This is a genomic window from Collinsella sp. TF10-11AT, from assembly GCF_003437565.1.
Classification (GTDB): domain Bacteria; phylum Actinomycetota; class Coriobacteriia; order Coriobacteriales; family Coriobacteriaceae; genus Collinsella.
In genome coordinates, this window is record NZ_QSQW01000018.1 from 1 (window position 1) to 17,108 (window position 17,108).

At 59.9% G+C, this 17,108-nt stretch carries 17 protein-coding genes; 1 reads left to right on the forward strand and 16 read right to left on the reverse strand.

The genetic code is table 11. The annotated features are described in order from the left end of the window. Window positions 1-308 precede the first annotated feature (308 nt). From DXC99_RS09625 to DXC99_RS09635, 3 genes are all read right to left on the reverse strand, one after another. Window positions 309-1,709, reverse strand: coding sequence for a phosphoglucomutase/phosphomannomutase family protein (locus DXC99_RS09625; protein ID WP_117630036.1), 1,401 nt, complete (start codon window positions 1,707-1,709; stop codon window positions 309-311). Between the two features lie 158 nt (window positions 1,710-1,867). Beyond that, on the reverse strand, window positions 1,868-2,761 hold the full coding sequence (locus tag DXC99_RS09630; RefSeq protein ID WP_055252635.1) for a homocysteine S-methyltransferase family protein: 894 nt from the start codon (window positions 2,759-2,761) through the stop codon (window positions 1,868-1,870). A gap of 10 nt (window positions 2,762-2,771) precedes the next feature. Beyond that, window positions 2,772-3,194 (reverse strand): metal-dependent transcriptional regulator, encoded by a 423-nt coding sequence (locus tag DXC99_RS09635; RefSeq protein ID WP_089573098.1) that lies wholly within the window; start codon window positions 3,192-3,194, stop codon window positions 2,772-2,774. Between the two features lie 120 nt (window positions 3,195-3,314). Between DXC99_RS09635 and pepT the strand changes: the two genes are divergently transcribed. Further along, entirely contained in the window at window positions 3,315-4,562 is a 1,248-nt protein-coding gene (pepT, locus tag DXC99_RS09640; RefSeq protein ID WP_117630037.1) for a peptidase T, read from the forward strand. Window positions 4,563-4,998: 436 nt separating this feature from the next. On the opposite strand, the gene DXC99_RS09645 is transcribed toward pepT, so the two are convergent. The 13 genes from DXC99_RS09645 to glpK form a co-directional block, all read right to left on the reverse strand. Beyond that, entirely contained in the window at window positions 4,999-6,234 is a 1,236-nt protein-coding gene (locus DXC99_RS09645) for an LCP family protein (protein WP_089573100.1), read from the reverse strand. A 12-nt stretch (window positions 6,235-6,246) separates the two neighbouring features. After that, entirely contained in the window at window positions 6,247-7,530 is a 1,284-nt protein-coding gene (gene murA, locus DXC99_RS09650) for a UDP-N-acetylglucosamine 1-carboxyvinyltransferase (RefSeq protein WP_089573101.1), read from the reverse strand. Between the two features lie 88 nt (window positions 7,531-7,618). Beyond that, a complete protein-coding gene (gene atpC, locus DXC99_RS09655) occupies window positions 7,619-8,011 on the reverse strand; it encodes an ATP synthase F1 subunit epsilon (protein ID WP_117630038.1) in 393 nt (130 codons plus the stop codon). Between the two features lie 3 nt (window positions 8,012-8,014). Beyond that, window positions 8,015-9,469 carry a F0F1 ATP synthase subunit beta gene (gene atpD, locus DXC99_RS09660; RefSeq protein ID WP_055286334.1) on the reverse strand — a complete coding sequence of 485 codons (1,455 nt, stop codon included), beginning with the start codon at window positions 9,467-9,469 and terminating at the stop codon, window positions 8,015-8,017. Continuing rightward, complete coding sequence (atpG, locus tag DXC99_RS09665) at window positions 9,469-10,377, reverse strand: ATP synthase F1 subunit gamma (protein WP_006235716.1); 909 nt, start codon at window positions 10,375-10,377, stop codon at window positions 9,469-9,471. The genes atpD and atpG overlap by 1 nt, the downstream gene beginning before the upstream one ends. Window positions 10,378-10,382: 5 nt before the next feature. Next, window positions 10,383-11,981, reverse strand: coding sequence for a F0F1 ATP synthase subunit alpha (gene atpA / locus DXC99_RS09670; protein WP_035138794.1), 1,599 nt, complete (start codon window positions 11,979-11,981; stop codon window positions 10,383-10,385). Continuing rightward, window positions 11,981-12,457 (reverse strand): FoF1 ATP synthase subunit delta, encoded by a 477-nt coding sequence (locus DXC99_RS09675; RefSeq protein WP_006235713.1) that lies wholly within the window; start codon window positions 12,455-12,457, stop codon window positions 11,981-11,983. The genes atpA and DXC99_RS09675 overlap by 1 nt, the downstream gene beginning before the upstream one ends. Continuing rightward, window positions 12,447-13,049, reverse strand: coding sequence for a F0F1 ATP synthase subunit B (gene atpF / locus DXC99_RS09680; protein WP_006235712.1), 603 nt, complete (start codon window positions 13,047-13,049; stop codon window positions 12,447-12,449). The genes DXC99_RS09675 and atpF overlap by 11 nt, the downstream gene beginning before the upstream one ends. Window positions 13,050-13,064: 15 nt before the next feature. Further along, window positions 13,065-13,259: an ATP synthase subunit C gene (locus DXC99_RS09685; RefSeq protein WP_022094262.1), complete on the reverse strand. Its 195-nt coding sequence runs from the start codon at window positions 13,257-13,259 to the stop codon at window positions 13,065-13,067. A 124-nt stretch (window positions 13,260-13,383) separates the two neighbouring features. After that, the gene (gene atpB, locus DXC99_RS09690) at window positions 13,384-14,187 is read right to left on the reverse strand and encodes a F0F1 ATP synthase subunit A (RefSeq protein ID WP_022094263.1); all 804 of its coding nucleotides are present in this window, start codon (window positions 14,185-14,187) and stop codon (window positions 13,384-13,386) included. Window positions 14,188-14,190: 3 nt separating this feature from the next. Then, window positions 14,191-14,502, reverse strand: coding sequence for a hypothetical protein (locus tag DXC99_RS09695; RefSeq protein WP_035138788.1), 312 nt, complete (start codon window positions 14,500-14,502; stop codon window positions 14,191-14,193). A 280-nt stretch (window positions 14,503-14,782) separates the two neighbouring features. Continuing rightward, entirely contained in the window at window positions 14,783-15,430 is a 648-nt protein-coding gene (gene upp, locus DXC99_RS09700; RefSeq protein WP_040359658.1) for a uracil phosphoribosyltransferase, read from the reverse strand. 123 nt (window positions 15,431-15,553) lie between these two features. Further along, window positions 15,554-17,095 carry a glycerol kinase GlpK gene (gene glpK, locus DXC99_RS09705; protein ID WP_117630039.1) on the reverse strand — a complete coding sequence of 514 codons (1,542 nt, stop codon included), beginning with the start codon at window positions 17,093-17,095 and terminating at the stop codon, window positions 15,554-15,556. Between the last annotated feature and the right edge of the window lie 13 nt (window positions 17,096-17,108).

The window sequence follows — 17,108 nt, forward strand, 5'->3', positions numbered from 1 at the left end:
CGGGGCCGCCTCTCGGCGGCCTTGCGAAAAACAAATCCAAGTTAGACCATTTCAAATGGTTCGATGTCTGCCCGGATGCGACACTGAATGTGTCCATCCTCGCAGTATCCGGTTCTCAAGGTGCACGCTTTGCGGCTGATCCGGTCCGACCGGGCCGCGCGGCAAGGAGATATATTGCCAGACCGGAGGGGCGCCGGGGGCGGGAATCTGGGCGTACACATTTCCTACACAATTTGGGATCCGACTAACGTTTGCCAGCCGTTAACTACCGCTCACCGAGCATCTCTTTATATAAGGCAGTCTCATGGTTAAAGCGGATACGTTCCCCTAGCTAAAGCACAGCCAGCATCGAGCAACTCATCACGTTCTTCCACCGAGAACCCCTCGGCGTAGACGCGCACCACTGGTTCGGTCCCGCTAGGACGGACCAGCAGCCACGTGTCATCCTCGAATGCTAAACGCAAGCCATCCATATGACTAACGTTTTGCGGCACCTTGCCACAAATCGACTTGGGGTTTACGCCCGGCAGCAGGGTTCGTAACGTTTCGGCATCTTCGGCCTCAAGGCGCAAATCGCGTCGACCGTAACTCGTCTTACCAAAACTGTCCTCGAGTTGGTCGACCAGAACGCCCAAAGGCGCGTCCGTCTTTGCCATAAGCTCACACAGAATCAGACAGGCGAGGATTCCATCGCGCTCGGGCATATGCGCGGCGATGCCGATACCACCGGCTTCCTCGCCGCCTATGAGGACGCCACCCTTCTTCATCTCTGCCGCTATATATTTGAAACCGACTGGTTTGACGGTCACGCGGCAGCCAAGCGCCTCGGCAATGCGACGCACGAGCGTCGAGCACGAAAGATTGACGACGACGCGTCCCTCCAAATTACGAAATTGAACCAAGTCGCCCAAAACGAGCGCCATGATCTGATGCGGATGTATATATCTGCCGCGCTCGTCAACCGCGCCGATACGGTCGGCGTCGCCGTCGGTCACCAGGCCAGCGCAAGCTCCGTCCTCGATAACCGTATGCTCGCAAGCGTCCACCCACGGCTCAACGGGGTCGGGGCAGATATCTTCTTGGTCAGGCGCCTGCCCGGCGTGAATCTCGTGCACCTCAACGCCAAGCTCGCGCAGCAAGTCGGCTAGATAGCCCTGGGCTGCGCCGCCCATGGGGTCAACAACCACGCGCAGGTGCGCGGCGCGGATGGCTTCGGCATCGACAAACGATGCCACCGCTTGCATATAGTCAGGAATGATATCCGCGGTGCGATATTGCCCCTCGATCCCCATTGGCTCGGGAGCCATGGTCTCTTCGAGCTCTTCGATGACATCCTGGTTGGCGGTCGAGCCGTCACCCATGCGAATCTTGAGACACAGATAACCCTGCGGATGATGGGACCCCGTCACCATGAGCGCGCCGCACGCCTCACCGTCATAAGCCGCCGCCCACGTAAGGGCAGGGGTCGGAACAGGTCGCGAAGCGAGCACGGCGTCTAGCCCGTGCGCTGCTAGCACACCCGCCGCAAGCTCAGCGAACTCGCGCGCCAGGGGCCGAGTGTCGAACCCTATATATACCGTTTTGCCCGGATTGGTCTTTTGCCACAACTCGCCGACGGCATCGGCGATACGGGCAACGTTATCGGCAGTGAAGTCCTCATCGACGCGAGCGCGCCAACCGTCAGTTCCAAAATGAATTATCGCGCACACGCGCAGACACCTCACAGTGTTTGGATCATGGTACGCATGAGGTATACCCGCGATACACGCTCGGCAACCTGCCGGCACCAGCATTCACCATTTGGGCAAATGCTGCCGAGGACATGCAGGCAATAAAAAAACCGCCCCGTATGGAGCGGTTTTGCCCTTTATATATCGAGCGCCTCGGCCATCGCTGCCGTAGTGATTGCCGTGGTTCCACAGCAACTGCCCACCATTGCGGCACCGGCATGTCTCCATTCGATGCATGCGCGCGCGAAAGCTTCGGGGTTCTCGTGCCATACGGGGCCATCCTGAGTCTGGACCGGATCGCCCACGTTGGGACGCACCGTGACGGGAGTAGTCGCCGATGCAACCATCCTGGGCACCGCCGCGTTCGCGGCCGCAAGCGAACAGCAATTAACACCAACCGAGTTTGCGCCGTGTTTTTCGGCGTACAAAACGGCTGCCTCGATGTTGAGGCCATCGCCCAACAGGTCGCCCTTATCGTCAACGACAAAACTCACCAGAACAGGCATGCCGTCGGCGGCATCTCGGGCGCCGGCAAGCATGGGCTGCAAATTACGGATAGACGTCACCGTCTCGATCAGCAGACCGTCAACACCAGCATTGAGCAAGGCGTGCGCCTGTTCGCGCGCAATGCCTCGGATCTCACGAAACTCGGCCGAGTCCTCGGCAAACCACTCAATACCGATCGGACCCATCGAGCCCAGCAGCAGCTGAGGGTGCGCCTGGCGGGCATCGTCGACGGCCCCGCGATTGACCTCCGCCACGGACGGCGCAATCTGGTCGTGCTTGAGGGCATAGCTTGATGCCTGAAAGGTATTGGTAATGAGTACCTGCGCGCCGGCGGCGACATACAAGCGATGGATACGAGAAACGGTCTGCGGCTCTGCCAGATTCCAAAACGCCGGTGGAATATCGGCGGCGTCGTACTCACTCAACAGAACACTGCCCATGGGGCCCTGCGCCAACAAGGTCTCGCTCGACAAGCGGCGCGTAAGTTCCTCGGCACCAAAGCGATTGTAATAACTCGTATCCATATATATCCCGCTATTCCTCGACGCTGATTCCCTGCTTTTCGAGATAGGCGAGCCAGCGGTTCATCGTGTCCTCGGATAGCGCATGCTCCATCATGCAGGCCTCGGAATCGGCTCGCTCAAATTCGACACCGAGCTCCTGAACCAAAAACGTGCGGACGAGGCGATGACGGTACCAGATAGCCGTGCCAACCTCGCGGCCGCGATCGGTCAGGACTACCTTGCCGTAGTGCGATTGCTCGACAAGCTCGGATGCCTTGAGCGCCGAAACCGCTTTATTGACCGATGCCTTGGAGACGCCAAGGCGCTGCGCGATGTCGACCGATCGCACGCCGTTGGTTTCCCCCTCTTCGCTTTCAATGCGAACCATGCACTCCAAGTAGTCTTCGTTCGCCACCGTCAGATGTAGTTCGCGCGAGCTATTTGTCGTATCCATGATCTTCCGTCCCTTCTGCATTCAATGGCTGATTCTACCCCATCCAAGCGTCGCGGTATGCCGTGGCATACCGTGCTAGAGTTCTTGTTGCACACGACGACCAAGATTGGAGCGGTCTTTATGGAAAACACCACCACGAACCCCGATGTCCTCGAGCGCTTTTTGCGCTACGTCCAGATCAACACGCAGTCCGAGGATGCAAACTGCGACCAGGTACCTTCGAGCACCGTTCAGTTTGACCTTGCCAACGTGCTGGCTGAAGAGCTGCGCGAGCTTGGTGCGGAAGATGCCCACGTGACCGAGCACGCCTATGTCTGCGCGCATATCCCCGCAAGTGCGGGCGCTGAGGACAAGCCCGCCCTGGGCCTGATCGCCCATCTCGACACCACCGAAGTTGCACCGGGCGCCGGCGTGAAGCCGCACATCGTACACTACGAAGGCGGCGACCTGGTCTGCGGCACGGTTGACGGTAAGCCCGTTGCCATGAGTACCGCCAAGCTTCCCGCCCTGAATGACCTCGCGGGTGAGGACCTGGTCTGCAGCGATGGCACCACGCTGCTGGGCGCGGACGACAAGGCAGGCGTCGCCGAGATCATGTCACTTGTCGCGCGTATCGCTCAGGACCCTTCTCTGCCCCATCCCGCACTCGGCATTTGCTTCTGCCCTGACGAGGAGATCGGCCACGGAGCCGAGCTGCTGGATATCGATACCTTTGGCTGCAAGTACGCCTACACGGTCGACGGCGGCCCCATCGGCGAGCTGGAGTGGGAGTGCTTTAACGCCGCCGAGGCGACTGTCTGCTTTGAGGGCCAGTCCATCCACCCGGGCGACGCTAAGGGCCGTATGGTCAACGCAGGCAATCTGTTCTGCGACTTCAACGCGTTGCTCCCCTACGTGCAGCGTCCGGAGTATACGGAAGGCTACGAGGGCTTTTATCACCTTGAGGGTGTATCTGCGACCGTCGATCACGCCACAGCGCGCTATATCGTCCGCGACCATGACGCCGCCAAGTTCCAGCAGAAACTCGACCTTATTGATGCCGCCGCCTCGATGCTCAACCAGCGTCTGGGTGAGGAGCGCGTGACAGTCGAGATTAAGCAGCAGTATCGAAATATGGCCGAGATCGTTTGTGACTTTCCCGAGCTTATTGATGTTGCCAAGGAAGCCTACCTTGCCTGCGGCGTTGAGCCCCAAGTGCTGCCGATTCGCGGCGGCACCGACGGCGCGCAGCTGTCGTTCCGCGGTCTGCCCTGCCCCAACCTTTCCACCGGCGGCTATTGCTACCACGGCGTCAACGAATTCGTCCCGGTCAGTTCGCTCGTCAAGATGACCGACGTGCTCCAGGAGCTCGTCGCCCGCTTTGCATAAGCCTGGCTGCACAAGTCAAAAAGACGAATCGCCCCGTCCTCAACCAAGAACGGGGCGATTTTTTGCTGCAATGAGAACAGGTTGACGCACGCCAGCCTCTTAACGCAAGGAGTGTCCCAAACTGCCGGCACAAAAGGAACGTCCCCAAGTGCCGCAAAATGACGACATCCACTCTCGCTTTGTGGGTAGTCATTGGGGAGGTTCTTGTTTGACTAGTCGTTTAAAAACGTCCCCAATGACTACCCAACGACTAGTCCGGACCAAGGCAACGCCGATGTTTTGGCAACGACAGCGAAAACCCGCCAGAGCGAGCAAGGTGCCTTGAAACGAGGCGGCATTGATCTTTTGATCATGCCGCCGAAGTTGAAAGGCAGATTGCCGCTCTGGCGGGTTTGCAGCGTCAACTGGTTACGCGGGCTGGTAAGCCCGCGTAACCCTAATAATTGGCCTCGTAGCCGTTGCCGTCGCCGGTGGGCTCTTCGTAGTAGTCCGAATCGCTCGAATCGCTTGAGTCATCGGAATCGTCAGAGCTGACCGATGAGGTTGCGGTACCGTTTGCGTAATCGTCAGACGTGTTGTTGTTCAGGTCGCCGATCGTAGAGCTGGAACCGTCGGAAAGACCCATGGTGTTGGGACCCTTGGGATCCTTGCCAGCATCGACGCGCTCCATCATTTCCTTGAGCTCGTCCTCGTAGACAAAGACGTAGCTCACACCGTCGATCATGGTGCTGTCGTCGGCGTACGAGGGCAGGTTGGCCGAGTAGATACCGTCGACATCCATACCGCGCATGGCGTTGACCGTAGCCACGATATCCTGAACGCTCATATCGGTTACGAGCATATCGGACAGCGAATTAACCAGGCCAAAGATCTTCGTGGCATCGAAGTTATTGAGAATCTGGTTGGCAAGGGCGCCAAGCACCTGACGCTGGTGGCGCATGCGCGTGTAATCGCCGTCGGCATAGGTGTAGCGGCAGCGGGCATAGGTAAGGGCGGTGGCACCGTCCATATGCTGCTGGCCAGCGGTAATCTTAATATCCAGGTGCTCGGGGTCGTCAACATCATCGGTTGCGTTAATGTCGATACCGCCAACCGAATCAATCAGCGCCTGCATACCGTCGAAGCTGACCTCGGCATAGTGGGAAATCTGAACACCGCACAGCTCGTTGACCGCCTCGACCATGGCCTCGGCGCCGCCAACGGTATGGCAGGCGTTGATCTTCATGGTCTCGCCCTTGTACTCGACCTTGGTGTCGCGCGGAACGGAAATGAGCGTCGCCTGCTTTTGCGTGGGGTCGATGCGTGCCAGGATAATCGAGTCGGCACGATACGTATCCTCGCCCGGACGGCCGTCGGTACCAAGAAGCAGCACGTAGAACGGATCCTTTGCCTCATCGGTGTCAACCAGAACCCGACGCAGATTGTCGGTAATGACATTAGAATCGCCGAGCTTGCCCATAATGGTGGCAAACCACAGGCCGGCAGCGGTAGTGGCACTCAACAGCACGCCAAGCACGACAATGAGCGCGACGTGACGAATCGTGTGGCTACGACGACGTTGGCGAGCGCGCTCGGAATAGCGAGCCACGTTATCGCGACTGTAGATCTTGGCCTGCGCACCAGTTGAGGGTCTTCGGGTGGTGGTATCTGCGAGGGGCTTTTTATTAAACATAGGCAACCTGTATTAGTAGATGACGGGATCGGGGACGGTAGCATGCTCGACATGCGCGCCGAGCGCCTGCAGCTTTTCGACAAACTGCTCGTAGCCGCGCTTGATGTGATGGATAGCCGAAACCTCGGTCGTCCCGTCGGCGATCAAGCCCGCTACGACGAGGGCCGCTCCGCCGCGCAGATCGGGCGAGGTAACCTGTGCACCCGAGAAGCCCTTGACGCCATGAATCATGGCATGATGGCTCTCGATACGAATGTCGGCACCCATGCGCACCAGCTCAGAGGCAAACATAAAGCGATTCTCGAAGATGTTCTCGGTAATAACGGAACTGCCGTCGGCAAGGGCGGAGAGCACCATAATCTGCGCCTGCATGTCGGTCGGGAAACCGGGGAACGGAAGCGTCTGGATGTCGACCGGCTTGATACGCTCGGCACGGTTCACATGGACGCCATCCTCGACGCGCTCGCAGTCGATACCCATGAGCTCCATCTTCTTGAGCACCATGCCCAAATGAATGGGGCAAAAGCCCGTGACATCGACACCGCGATCGTCCGCCATCAACGCACCGGCGACGATAAAGGTACCGGCCTCGATGCGGTCGCCCACCACGCGATGGATAACGGGATGGAGCTCTTCCACGCCTTCGATAGTCACGACGGGCGTACCGGCGCCAACAATCTTGGCGCCCATCTCGTTGAGCATGTTAGCGAGATCGACGATCTCGGGCTCGCGGGCGGCATTGTCGATAACCGTGGTGCCCTGTGCGCGCACAGAGGCCATGATGAGGTTCTCGGTTGCACCGACGCTGGCAAACTCGAGCGTGACGGTGGTACCGCGCAGGCCCTGAGGCGCATTGGCGTTGATATAGCCGTGGGCGGTATCGAACTCAACGCCCAAGGCCTCAAGACCCAAGATATGCATATCGATCTTGCGAGCGCCCAGGTTGCAGCCGCCGGGCATGGCGATCTTGGCGCGATGGAAACGGCCCAGCAGGGGTCCCATCACGGCGGTGGAAGCACGCATCTTGGCAACGAGCTCGTAGGGCGCCTCCCAAGAATCGACCTGGGAGGTATCGATCTCGAGCGTGTGCTCGTCGAGAACATCGATCGTGGCGCCCATACCCTTGAGCACCTTGCCCATCACGTGGACATCGGAAATATCAGGCACGTTCTGCAGCGTCGTCTTGCCCGGCGCCAGAAGCGTTGCCGCCATGAGTTTGAGCGCGGAGTTCTTGGCGCCCGAAACAGGCACGGAACCTCCGATGGCGTGGCCACCCTCAACGCGGATAATATCCAAGGTCTACCCTTTCAAAAAGCATGCCCGGGGTGGCTGGGCCATCCCGGGCATGATGTGTTCGCAAATGGTCGAACGCTAAAACGTTTGACTATTGGGCAAGCTTGAGCTTACACCATGCGATTTCATTATAGAGGTAGGCGCGGCGTGCATCATCCTCCGACAAATTACCCAGCTTCTCTTCAAAACCTTGAATATCAGCTTTAACCTTATCGGCGTCGACGGTCGCCAAATCGCAAGCGCGCTCGGCGAGGACGGTCACGACATCGTCCGCAACCTGGGCATAGCCGCCGGCCACGGCAAACGTGTGGTCGACAGTGCCCATGGCCTTATCGGAAACGCGAACGTAACCGCGGTCGATTGTGCAGATTTCGCTGGAGTGAGCAGGCAGAACGCCAAACTCACCATCCGTGGACGGAATCGACACAAACGCAGCGTCGCCCTCATAGGCGCAGCTCACGGGGCACACGATGCGGATACGCATAACCTACTTCTCCCCCATCTTGCGGGCGCGCTCGCGCACGTCCTCAATCGTGGAAGCATAGCGGAATGCCTGCTCGGGCAGGTCATCGGCCTTGCCGTCAACAATCTCGGCGAAGGAGCGGACGGTATCCTCGACGCGGACGTAGACACCGGGGTTGCCGGTGAACTTCTCGGCGACGTGGAAGGACTGGGAAAGGAACTGCTGGATCTTACGGGCACGGTTGACCGTAAGGCGCTGCTCCTCGGACAGCTCGTCCATACCCAGAATGGCGATGATGTCCTGAAGGTCGGAGTACTCCTGCAGGAGCTCCTGGACCTTGACGGCGACACGGTAGTGCTCCTCGCCGACGATCGAGGGATCGAGAGCGTCGGAGGAAGACGCGAGCGGGTCGATAGCCGGGAACAAACCGAGCGACGAAATGCTACGCGAAAGAACCGTAGTGGCGTCCAGGTGCGTAAACGTCGTGGCAGGCGCCGGGTCGGTCAGGTCGTCTGCAGGGACGTAGACAGCCTGGACGGAGGTAATGGAACCCGTCTTGGTCGAGGTAATGCGCTCCTGGAGGTCACCCATCTCGGTAGCCAGCGTAGGCTGGTAACCGACGGCGGACGGCATACGACCCAGCAGTGCGGAAACCTCGGAACCGGCCTGGGAGAAGCGGAAGATGTTGTCGATGAACAGCAGAACGTCCTGGCCGCGATCGCGGAAGTACTCAGCGGTGGTAAGGCCAGCCAGACCGATGCGCAGACGCGCTCCAGGCGGCTCGTTCATCTGACCATAGACCAAGCAGGTCTTGTCGATAACGCCAGACTCGCTCATCTCGAGATAAAGGTCGGTGCCCTCGCGGGTACGCTCGCCGACGCCGGTGAACACCGAGGTGCCGCCGTGCTCCTGGGCGAGGTTGTTGATGAGCTCCTGAATCAGAACGGTCTTGCCAACGCCGGCGCCGCCGAACAGGCCGGTCTTGCCGCCACGGATGTAGGGCTCGAGCAGGTCGACGGCCTTGATGCCGGTCTCGAAGATCTCGGTCTTGGTGGTGAGCTCGTCAAAGCGGGGCGCTGCATGGTGGATGGGGTAGAACTCCTCCACCTCGGGCATGGGCTTGCCGTCGACGGGCTTGCCCATGACGTTCCAAATGCGACCGAGCGTCTTGGGACCAACGGGCATCTTCATGGGCTCACCGGTATCGGTAGCGATGAGGCCGCGCTGCAGGCCGTCGGTCGAGGACATGGCGACCGTGCGGACGACGCCGCCCGGAAGCTGGCTCTCGACCTCGAGGATCGTGCTCAGATGACCGATCGGGGTCTCGGCCTCGACCGTGAGCGCGTTGTAGATCGGGGGCACCGCGCCGTCAAACTTGACGTCGACGACAGGGCCGATGATACGCACGATGCGACCATCACCGGCAGTCGTCTTCTTGGTGGCTTCCTCGACCGCAAGCTTTACGGTGTTATTAGCCATTACTGTTCCTCCAATGCTGAGGCTCCGCCGACGATCTCGTTAATCTCGGTCGTGATCGAAGCCTGGCGCACGCGACTATACGTGCGGGTAAGGGTCGAGATGATCGCGGTGGCGTTTTCCGTCGCGGAGTGCATGGCCTTGCGGCGTGCACCCTGCTCGGCAGCCGCCGAATCGATCAGGGCCTGGTAGATGACCGTCAGGATATAAGACGGCACAAGCTTGCCGAGAACATGCTCAGGAGAGGGCACGAACTCGAACGTGGACGAGATGCGCTTAGGGGCGTCGGTCTCGTTCTTACGCGGACCGTGGGCCATAGCGATCATCTCGGGGTCGAGCGGCAACAGATGCTCGACGCGAAGCTCCTGATCCACGCGGTTCTTGGCGTGGTGGTAGACAAGCTCGACACGGTCAAGCTCACCGGCACGATACGCATCGCAGATATGAGAGGAAATCATGCGGGCCTGATTGAAATCGGGCTCAGAGGAGTTGCCCTCAAAGTGCATGACAACGTTTGCGCGGTCACGGAAATACGTGGCCGGCTTACGCCCGCACGCGATGATCTCGCACTCGATGCCGTCGTTCGCCCAAGAAGCGGCGAGCTTTTCGGCCGTGCGCTCCACCGTCGTATTGAAACCGCCGGCAAGGCCGCGGTCCGAGGCAATAACGACAATCAGGCCATGCTTGACGCTCTCATGCTTCTGCAGCATGGGATCGGTGCCCGAACAGGAGGCGTCGCCGGCGACCGTCAACATGACGTCGGTCAGCGCCTCCTTATAGGGCTCGGCCTGCTTGGAGCGATCGAGGGCACGACGGATCTTGGCCGTAGAGACCATCTCCATCGTGCGCGTGATCTGCTTGGTCGTGGTAACCGAGGAGATTCGCTTCTTAATGTCGCGAAGGTTGGCCATGGGGCTTAGTTCTCCTCTGATCCAGAAACATCCGAATGGTGCTTGGCCATGAACTGCTGCTTGAAGTCGCCGATGACGCGCAAGAGCTCAGCCTTGGTGTCATCATCGATCTTCTTGGCGCGAACCTTGTCGAGCAGCGAGCCAAAGCCATTGTCCATGTACTCGATGAGCTCGGCACGGAAGGGCAGCACGTCGGCGATCTCCAGGTCATCCAGGAAGCCCTCGTTGCCAGCGAACAGCGTAACGATCTGCTCGCCAACCTCAAACGGCTTGTAACGCGGCTGCTTCAGGAGCTCGGTCATGCGAGCACCATGGGTCAGCTGCTTCTGAGTAGCCTCGTCGAGGTCGGAGCCGAACTGCGTAAAGCCAGCGAGCTCCTGGTACGAAGCGAGGTCCAGACGGAGGTTGCCGGCGACCTGCTTCATGGCCTTGGTCTGCGCATCGCCACCGACGCGGGACACGGAGATGCCCACGTCGACTGCCGGGCGCTGACCCTGGAAGAAGAGCTCGGACTGCAGGTAGATCTGACCATCGGTAATGGAAATGACGTTGGTCGGAATGTAGGCCGAGACGTCGCCGTCCTGGGTCTCGATGATCGGCAGTGCCGTCATGGAGCCGTAACCGTTCTTCTTGGACATCTTGACGGCACGCTCGAGCAGACGAGAGTGCAGGTAGAAGATGTCGCCAGGATAGGCCTCGCGTCCGGGCGGACGATGCAGCGTCAGCGACATCTGACGGTAGGCCACAGCCTGCTTGGACAGGTCGTCGTAGATGACGAGCACGTGGCCGCCGGGGTTGGTCTCGCTGGCGGGCTTGCCGTCCTCGCCGTTGTACATGAAGAACTCGCCGATAGCGGCACCGGCCATAGGCGCGATGTACTGCATAGGGGCGGAATCGGCAGCGGTGGCCGAAACGATGATGGTGTAGTCGAGCGCACCGTGCTGAGCGAGGGTCTCGCGGATGTTGGCAACCGTGGAGGCCTTCTGGCCGATGGCGACATAGATGCAGACCATGCCCTTGCCGCGCTGGTTGAGAATAGCGTCGATGGCGATGGCGGTCTTACCGGTCTTACGGTCGCCGATGATGAGCTCACGCTGACCGCGGCCAATAGGCACCATGGAGTCGATAGCGAGCAGACCGGTCTGAACCGGCTCGCACACCGGGGTACGGTCGATGACGCCGGGGGCCTTGAACTCGATGGGGCGACGGTGCGTAGCGACGATGTCGCCTAGGCCGTCGATGGGCTGGCCGAGCGGATTGACGACGCGGCCGAGCATGGCGCGGCTCACGGGGATATCCATAATGCGGCCAGTGGTGCGGCACTCGTCGCCTTCCTTGATGGAGTCGACGGCACCGAACAGAACGGCGCCGACCTCGTCACGGTCAAGGTTCTGGGCAAGGCCGAAGACGGTCTCACCGGTATCGGAGCTCTTGAACTCCAGAAGCTCGCCTGCCATGGCGCTCTTGAGGCCGGAGACGCGCGCGATGCCGTCGCCTACCTCGTCGACCGTTGAAACCTCATGCGTATCGACCGTCGCGGAGAGGCTCGTGAGCTGCTCCTGCAGTTTCTTGGCGATATCCTGGGCATTGAGGGTTTCGGACATTAGGCTTCACCTCCGTACGAATTAGCAGAGTTTGCGAGGGTCTCCTGCGCGATGCGCAGCTGCGTCTTGACGGAAATATCACGACGCTCGCCGCGGGCCTCGAGCACCAGGCCGCCCACGATAGACGGGTCGACCTGCTCGATAAGGAATACCTTGCGGCCGAAGTCCTGCTCGCATTTCTTAGTGATGGTTTGACGCAGCTCGTCGTCGAGCGGGATCGCCGTGGTGACGGTCACGCCCACTACATCCTCGTCTTCCTCGGCAACATACTTAAAGGCAGCTGCCACCTTGGGAAGAAGGTCGAGCTGGTCGCGCTTGGACATGGTGTCGAGCACGGCGATGATCTCGGGGCTGGCAGAAGCCAAGCGCTCGATCATCTCGAGGTCCTCGAACACATGGTTCTCGGCCTTAGCGGCTTCCAGAAGGGAGCGCGCGTAGGTCTCGAGCACCTTGTCCTGATAGCGGCTAGTCGGCATTCAGGCTACCTGCTTCCTGGATGTAGCGCTCGATGAGCTTCTTCTGCTCGGCATCGTCCTCGAGTGCCTCGCCCACGATCTTGGTGGCGACGGCAACGGACAGGTCGGCGATGGAGCTCGCGGCACCGGCGTAAATGGACTTGCGCTCGTCCTCGACGGTCGTATGGGCCTTGGCGATGATCTCCTCGGCCTCCTTGTGAGCAGCCTCGATGATACGGGCGCGCTCGGACTCGGCGTCCTTACGGGCCTCGAGAACGATGTCGGCAGCCTGACGACGGGCGTCGGTGACGATCGAGTCGGACTCAGCGCGCTTGGCGATAGCCTCCTGCTTGGTCTTCTCGGCCTCGTCGAGGCTCTCCTCGATCTTCTTGCCGCGCTCCTCCATGGTTTTCATGATGCCCGGCAGGGCGACCTTGGCCAGCACGATCCAGATAATCAGGAAGGCGATAAGCGCCGGGATGAACTCCGCCATCTTAGGGATGAGGATGTCCGCACCGGCAGCGCCGTCCTCGGCGAACGCGGAAACCGGCATGAGCAGCGCGGCCGCGGACGCGGAGAGTGCGATCGCGCTCTTCTGGGATGAAAGATTCATACTTGACGCTCCGTGCTATTTAACGATCAGCGCGACAACGAAGCCGATCAGAGCCAGAGCCTCGCCGAAGGCGGAGCCCATAATGAAGACGGTGAACACGCGGCCCTGGACCTCAGGCTGACGGGCCATAGCACCCGTAGCACCCAGAGCAGACAGGCCGATAGCAAGACCAGCGCCGATAACACCGAGACCGTAACCGATAACTCCCACGATTCCTCCTTTGTCGTGCGTGTCTTATTTCACGCAGGATAACCTTTTTATAACTGCCGGGCTCCATGGGTACGGGCACCGGCGGTTTAACGAATTACCTTACCTTTAAGGCGCGAACGGAAGACTACTCCTCCTCCGCGACCTCCTCTGCCTCGGAGACATACACGGCGGTAAGGACCGTGAAGACGTAAGCCTGGATGGCGCCGACCACAAGCTCGATCGCATAGATCAGGATGAGGATGGCAAGCCAGGCCAGCGAAGGCAGGGCGCCAACGGCGTGGGCCGCGGAAACCTGCTGAAGCAGCGGCTGCATGAACATGCTCGCCATGATGGCGAACGAGCCCATGACCACGTGTCCTGCGAACATGTTGCAGAACAGACGGACGGCGAGCGTGATGAGGCGCAGGAAGGTCGAGAAAAGCTCGACGACCCACACGAGCACGTTCATCGGGAAGCTCACGCCCTGCGGGGCGAGGCTCTTGATGTAGCCGATCACGCCGTGAGCCTTGCATCCGTAGTAGATGAAGTACACGAAGGCGAAAATGGCGAGCGCGGCGGTGGAGCCGATTGCGCCGGTGCCGGGCTTCATTCCCGGAATCAGGCCGATCATGTTATTGATCAGGATGAACAGGAAAAGCGAGCACAGGAACGGGAAGTGCTTCTTCCAGTTCTCACCCACGACACCCTTGCCGATATCGTTCTCGACGTACTCGATGATGTACTCGAAACCGTTGACGAAGAAGCCCTTGGGAACCAGGGTCTGCTTCTTCTTGAACACGGCCAGGACGATCAGGAGCACGATCGTGGAGACGATCAGCCAAAACGAGTACTGCGTGATGCCGCAGCTCAGATCGCCCACGACAGGGGTGGAGCTGAACTCGCTGACCAGATGATTAATCTCATCAGGCAGCTTTTCAAAAATTTCCACGACTTACCTTTCGACCTCATGAGGATCTCGCAGCGCCTTGGCGACACGAACCGCGCAGGCGGCCATAAAGGCCACGAAGCCGATCGCCTCGCCCAGGAGGAACATGCGAAATGCCTCTCCGAACAACACAAACACAACCAAGGTAAAGACGAGCAGGGCGATTGCCGAGACCGCCAGACTCACCATACCCTTGAGCATGTCCGCATTCTGTTTATCGTCAAGAACCGGCTTGAGCGTAAAGACAAAGGGAAGGAAGGCAATTGCGCCCGCGATGGCGCCTGCAACGATAGCGAGCAGATCGGCTATCTGAAACACTGGCGTCCTCACTTTCCTTTTTAACGCTTCACAGAACAGTTCCCGCCAAACATTGGTGACTATTGTACGAGCCAATCGCTAAAGTACAACCGAAAAAGCATCGGTTAATACGCACCTGTTCGTTTTCTTAAGACCTTCTTTATGCCGCAGGTACGGTAATACGTTTTTCTCGAACCCTGCAGGGCAAAACGTCCGTTAACAGGAGTGCGCGCGGTCGCCTTTTGTTCGTCCGCGCGCACCGTTTCTTCGTATTTGCAGCCGCGGCCGTTTAGCCCAGCGACTAGAGCGTGCCGTAGATGCGGTCGCCGGCGTCGCCGAGGCCGGGAACGATGTAGGCAGCCTCGTTGAGATGGTCGTCGATGGCGCAGGTATAGATATGCACATCTGGGTCCTTCTCGGTCAGCGACTTGAGGCCCTCGGGGGCCGCGACGATGCACAGCATGCGGATGTCCTTGACACCGCGCTCGCGCAGGTAGCTGATGGCCATCTCGGCCGAACCGCCCGTGGCAAGCATGGGGTCGACGACCAGGCAGATGCGCTGGTCGATATCCTTGGGCATCTTGCAGTAATACTCGTGCGGCTCGTGGGTGACCTCGTCGCGCTCCATGCCGATGTGACCCACGCGAGCGGAGGGCACCAGGTCGAGGATGCCGTCGACCATGCCAAGGCCCGCACGCAGGATGGGCACGATGGCGAGTTTCTTGCCGGCAAGCTGTTTGAACGTGGCGGTAGTGATGGGGGTCTCGACCTCGACGTCTTCCATAGGCAGGTCGCGCATGGCCTCGTAGCCGTCAAAAAGCGCGAGTTCGCGCACGAGCTGGCGGAACTGGTTGGTGCCGGTGTTTTTGTCGCGCAGGATCGACAGCTTGTGCTGGACGAGCGGGTGATCGACAAGCGTCACACGGGACGCATCGTAGGTGACGGTCATGGATTGATTGCCCCTTTCGTTGCGGCCGCAAAACGGCCTTGCTGACAAGGCGCGCAGCAATGTTGCCGCCGCACGCCATGCATTAGTTTAGCGGTTTGTTGTATCGAGCAGCCCATCGCAGCCCTACTGTGAGGTGCTGAGCGAGCGCCTGACTGCATCACGCCAGCCCGCAAGGTTTTGCTCGCGGCGCTCGGCGGACATGTGGGGAAGGAAGGTCCTAACGATCTGGGCATTTTGCTCCAGCTCTTCCAGGTCTTCCCAATAGCCGACGGCAAGACCCGCCAAGTACGCGGCACCGATTGCCGTGGTCTCCACCGTCTCGCATTGCAGCACGGGGATATCCAGCAGGTCGGCCTGGAATTGCATGATGAACTCGTTGCGCGAGGCACCGCCATCGACAGACAGGCGCTCAATCGAAAGCCCCACGTCCTGCTCCATGGCGCGCAGCACGTCGTAGCTCTGATATGCCATGGATTCGCAGGCGGCACGTACGATGGTCGCACGGCTCGAGGCGCCGGTCAGACCGCACACGATACCGCGAGCATGCGGGTCCCACCAGGGAGCACCCAAACCCGCAAAGGCGGGAACGAAGTAGCAGCCCTCGTTGTCGCTAATCGAAGCAGCGAGTTGTGCCGACTCGCTCACGCTCGAGATGATGCCCATGTTGTTGCGAAGCCAGTTCATCGTTGAGCCGGCGGCAAAAATAGAGCCCTCGAGCGCATAGCTGACTTTGCCGTCCGCAGCGATACCGATGGTGGAGACCAGGCCATTCTTGGATTCGACGATCTCGTCGCCGGTGTTCATGAGCATAAAGCAACCCGTGCCATAGGTGTTTTTGGTCTGGCCGGGACGGAAACAGCAGTGGCCGAACAGCGACGCCTGTTGGTCACCCGCCACGCCCATGATGGGCGGCATGTTGGTCATGATGTCGCTCGCGACGCGGCCGTAGTCGCCCGAGCTCCAGCGAACCTCGGGCATCATGGAACGTGGAACGTCAAAGAGTGCCAGCAGGTCGTCGTCCCAATCGAGCGTATGGATATTAAAGAGTGCCGTGCGGCTGGCATTGGTGTAGTCGGTGGCAAAGACCTGGCCGCCGGTGAGGTTGTAGATGAGCCAGGTGTCGATGGTGCCAAACATGAGGTCGCCCGCCGCCGCGCTTTCGCGTGCGCCGTCGACGTTGTCGAGAATCCACTGCACCTTGGAGGCCGAGAAATACGGGTCGAGCGTGAGTCCCGTGCGGGAGCGCACCAGCTCCTCGCAACCCTGTTCAACCAACGCGTCGATTGCCGGCGCGGTACGGCGGCACTGCCACACGATGGCGTTATAGATCGGCTGACCGCTCACGCGGTCCCAGACCACCGTGGTCTCGCGCTGGTTGGAGATGCCGATGGCGGCAATGCGGTCGGAGTGGATACCGCTCTTAAACTGGACTTCCATCATGACGGCGATCTGGCTGGCAAGGACCGCCATGGGGTCTTGCTCCACCCAACCGGGACGCGGAAAACTGGTTTTGACGCTGCGACGTGCCTGCGCGACGATGCATCCGTACTCGTCGACGATGGTCGCAAGTACCGAGGTGGTGCCGCAGTCGAGCGCCATGATGTAGGAACCGCCAAAGTTAAACGAGGCATCTTCCATGCCCAGGCTGCCCAGATTCAACGACATCGCTTACACCTTT

Excerpts from the sequence above, each read along its gene's own strand:
- DXC99_RS09630 (WP_055252635.1), bottom strand. The coding sequence starts at position 2,761 with ATGGATACGAGTTATTACAATCGCTTTGGTGCCGAGGAACTTACGCGC.
- DXC99_RS09635 (WP_089573098.1), bottom strand. The coding sequence starts at position 3,194 with ATGGATACGACAAATAGCTCGCGCGAACTACATCTGACGGTGGCGAAC.
- pepT (WP_117630037.1), top strand. The coding sequence starts at position 3,315 with ATGGAAAACACCACCACGAACCCCGATGTCCTCGAGCGCTTTTTGCGC.
- DXC99_RS09645 (WP_089573100.1), bottom strand. The coding sequence starts at position 6,234 with ATGTTTAATAAAAAGCCCCTCGCAGATACCACCACCCGAAGACCCTCA.
- atpC (WP_117630038.1), bottom strand. The coding sequence starts at position 8,011 with ATGCGTATCCGCATCGTGTGCCCCGTGAGCTGCGCCTATGAGGGCGAC.
- atpD (WP_055286334.1), bottom strand. The coding sequence starts at position 9,469 with ATGGCTAATAACACCGTAAAGCTTGCGGTCGAGGAAGCCACCAAGAAG.
- atpG (WP_006235716.1), bottom strand. The coding sequence starts at position 10,377 with ATGGCCAACCTTCGCGACATTAAGAAGCGAATCTCCTCGGTTACCACG.
- atpA (WP_035138794.1), bottom strand. The coding sequence starts at position 11,981 with ATGTCCGAAACCCTCAATGCCCAGGATATCGCCAAGAAACTGCAGGAG.
- DXC99_RS09675 (WP_006235713.1), bottom strand. The coding sequence starts at position 12,457 with ATGCCGACTAGCCGCTATCAGGACAAGGTGCTCGAGACCTACGCGCGC.
- atpF (WP_006235712.1), bottom strand. The coding sequence starts at position 13,049 with ATGAATCTTTCATCCCAGAAGAGCGCGATCGCACTCTCCGCGTCCGCG.
- upp (WP_040359658.1), bottom strand. The coding sequence starts at position 15,430 with ATGACCGTCACCTACGATGCGTCCCGTGTGACGCTTGTCGATCACCCG.
- glpK (WP_117630039.1), bottom strand. The coding sequence starts at position 17,095 with ATGTCGTTGAATCTGGGCAGCCTGGGCATGGAAGATGCCTCGTTTAAC.